Genomic DNA, 3,212 nt, shown 5'->3' with positions numbered 1-3,212 from the left:
ACGACGAGCAACTGGTGGCGACGGACATCTCGCCGATCACGTGGCGCAAGCTGGCTTCGCGCTGGAATCGTGGGATCGCCAGGCCGGGCAAGGGGGTGGATGGGTCGGTGAAGACGCACAGCATCCGTTTGAAGAAGACGGCCGAAGGCAAGCCGCCGGGCTACTTCGTCGAACAGATCGAAGACTGAGCCGTACCACCTGCGCCCTCTGCCTGACGCAGGCCTTTCCCCAACGTGATTCGTGCGCCGCATGCGAAACCTGCCGGAAGTCGGTATGGGCGTGCGCGGCGACGAGATATCGGAGTATCCGTAGTGGACACATCCTTCCAGAGCATCTGGGCCGAGCTGCGCCAGACCAGCTTCAGCCAGGGCTGGACCAACGCCGGTGGCATCAACACCCGCTACCTGCATGCCGGAGACCGTGCCAGCCCGGCGCTGATCATGTTGCACGGCGTCGGCGGGCATGCCGAAGCCTATGTGCGCAACCTCAAGGCGCACGGCATGCATTTCTCGACCTGGGCAATCGACATGATCGGCCATGGCTGGTCGGATATCGCCAGCCGCGACCTCGAGATTCCCGCATACATCGATCATCTGCTGCGTTTCATGGATGCGCACCGGATCGAGCGCGCCAGTTTTTCCGGGGAATCGCTCGGTGGCTGGGTCGCGGCACGGATGGCGATCGACCACCCTGATCGGGTCGAGCGTCTGGTGCTCAACACCGCCGGTGGCTCGCAAGCCGATCCGGTGGTGATGGCCCGTCTCAAGAGTCTGTCACTGCAGGCGACGTCCGATCCGTCCTGGGATTTCATCAAGGCCCGCGTCGAGTGGCTGATGGCCGACAAGTCCAAAGCCTATGACGATCTGATTGCGACTCGCCAGGCCATCTATGCGCGCCCCGGCATGGCTGAGGGCATGCGGCACAACATGGTGCTGCAGGACATGGAAACCCGTCTGCGCAATCTGCTCAGGGCCGAGGACTACGCCCGCATCCAGGCACCTACGCTGGTGCTGTGGACATCGGACGATCCGACTGCGGACGTGACCGAGGGCAGGCGCATGGCGTCGATGATTCCCGGCGCGCTGTTTACCGTCATGGACGGTTGCGGTCATTGGCCACAGTTTGAGGATCCCAAGACTTTCAATCGCATCCATCTTGCCTTTCTGCTCGGTGGGCCGGTTCCCGAGGCCGTTCGCGTCGGTCAGTGAGCCTCGGGTACATCCGGAGAGGAGGAAAAGTGATGAAAGCCATGCTGCAGTGCATGTCGCATACGCCGTTGAAAGGCTATTTCGATCCGGCCGCCGACGTGGTGGCCGAGGTCGCACAGTGTGTGGAGAAGGTCCGGGAAGAGATCGAGCGATTCGATCCCGAGGTGATCTACCTGTTCGCCTCGGATCACTACAACGGTTTCTTTCTCGATCTGATGCCGCAATTCTGCCTCGGTATGGCTGCCACCTCGGTGGGCGACTACGCTACGCCTCCCGGGCCGCTGCAGGTGCCGCGGGCGCTGGCCGAGCAGTGTGCAAGGGCGGTGGTCGACGACGGCATCGATCTCGCTTTTTCCTACCGCATGCAGGTGGACCATGGCTTTGCCCAGACCCTGGTGGAACTGACCGGAAGTCTCGATCGTTATCCGGTGGTGCCGATCATGATCAACGCGGTGGCTCCACCCCTGGCAAGCTTCAAGCGTGCACGCCAGTTGGGTGAGGCGGTGGGCAGGTTTGCCCGCGGTCGCCATGCCCGTGCCTTGTTTGTTGCGTCTGGTGGCCTTTCGCATAACCCGCCGATTCCACGCATTGCGGTGGAGACCGATCCGGTGGTCATCGAACGCATCGTCGCCGGCCGCAACCCCACGCCCGAAGCCCGCGATGCACGGCAGAAGCGCACGGTTGCCGCTGCACGGGCATTTGCTGCAGGTGAAGCGGGGCTGCATGCCCTCAACCCGGAATGGGATCAGACCTTCATGCAGCAATTGTGCGCCCGGGACTGGAGGGCGATCGACGCTTACCGCAACGACGAGGTTACCGAACAAGCTGGCGCATCCACCCATGAGGTCAAGAGTTGGGTTGCCGCAAGTGCGGCGATGGATGCCGCATGCAGCGGTCATTGGCAGGGCCGCGCACGTTACTACCGGGCAATTCCCGAATGGGTGGCGGGCTTTGGTGCGCTGACCGGAGATGGCCCCCCGGTGCAGGTGCCGGCCTGATCTGCGGCGTTTGCCTGCGCTACCGCTTCCATTTCAAACAAGGACATGACATGACAGATGCCGTGCTCGATGCCGCTGCGGCGGCAGAAGCCCTTTTCCTGGCCGAACAGGCCCGCTGCCCGATCGCGCCGTTACGCGATCGTGTTGCAGCACCCAGCGCCGAACTCGCTTATGCGATCCAGGCGCACAACACCCGCCGCGCGCTGGCGGCGGGGCGCCGTCTGGTTGGGCGCAAGATCGGTCTGACCTCGCCGGCGGTGCAGAAGCAGCTTGGCGTCGATCAGCCGGACTTCGGCATGCTGTATGCCGACATGTCGGTGGGTGACGCCGAGCCGGTTGCACGAGGGCGCTTGATCCAGCCCAAGGTCGAGGCTGAAATCGCTTTCGTGCTGGGCAAGGATCTTCGCTTCGAGCGCCACACTTATGCCGACATCCTTGGTGCCATCGACTACTGCCTGCCTGCGGTGGAGATCGTCGACAGCCGCATCGCCGATTGGCGCATCAGCCTGTTCGATACGGTGGCCGACAACGCGTCGTCAGGGCTGTTCGTGCTGGGCGGTAATCCGGTCAAGCCCGGCGGCTTCGACATGGGGCGCTGCGCGATGCAGATGAAGGAGGGCGAGCGGCTCGTGTCCCAGGGCAACGCCCGCGCCTGTCTTGGTAATCCGATCAATGCCGCGATCTGGCTGGCCGACATGCTGGTGCAGGTCGGCCAACCGCTGCAGGCCGGCGACATCGTGCTGACCGGAGCGCTCGGGCCGATGGTTGCCGTTGATCCGGCCTGCCCCCAGGTCTTTGCCGTCGACATCGAGGGTCTGGGCCATGTCGAGGCAAGTTTTGCCTGAACCAAGATTCGTATCCCCGCGGAGAGAACACATGAACAAGATCAAATGCGCCCTGATCGGACCGGGCAACATCGGTACCGACCTGCTGTACAAACTGCGCCGCTCGCCGGTGCTCGAACCGGTGTGGATGGTGGGCATCGACGCCGGCTCGGAAGGACTGG

At 63.5% G+C, this 3,212-nt stretch carries 3 protein-coding genes and 2 pseudogenes; all 5 read left to right on the top strand.

Annotated elements, in window-relative coordinates:
* Window positions 1-188 (top strand): annotated as a pseudogene (locus tag DNK49_RS22775) (Rieske 2Fe-2S domain-containing protein); the annotation flags it as partial.
* 123 nt (window positions 189-311) lie between these two features.
* Window positions 312-1,208: an alpha/beta fold hydrolase gene (locus tag DNK49_RS22770; protein WP_110530354.1), complete on the top strand. Its 897-nt coding sequence runs from the start codon at window positions 312-314 to the stop codon at window positions 1,206-1,208.
* A gap of 32 nt (window positions 1,209-1,240) precedes the next feature.
* Entirely contained in the window at window positions 1,241-2,206 is a 966-nt protein-coding gene (locus tag DNK49_RS22765; RefSeq protein WP_110530353.1) for a 3-carboxyethylcatechol 2,3-dioxygenase, read from the top strand.
* Between the two features lie 50 nt (window positions 2,207-2,256).
* Window positions 2,257-3,051: a 2-keto-4-pentenoate hydratase gene (locus DNK49_RS22760; protein ID WP_110530351.1), complete on the top strand. Its 795-nt coding sequence runs from the start codon at window positions 2,257-2,259 to the stop codon at window positions 3,049-3,051.
* Between the two features lie 31 nt (window positions 3,052-3,082).
* A pseudogene (locus DNK49_RS24885) lies at window positions 3,083-3,212 on the top strand (acetaldehyde dehydrogenase (acetylating)); the annotation flags it as partial.

Source organism: Parazoarcus communis SWub3 = DSM 12120 (assembly GCF_003226565.1).
Taxonomy (GTDB): Bacteria; Pseudomonadota; Gammaproteobacteria; order Burkholderiales; family Rhodocyclaceae; genus Parazoarcus; species Parazoarcus communis.
Note: the sequence above shows the minus strand (reverse complement) of the source record. Positions and strands in the feature narration are given on the sequence as shown.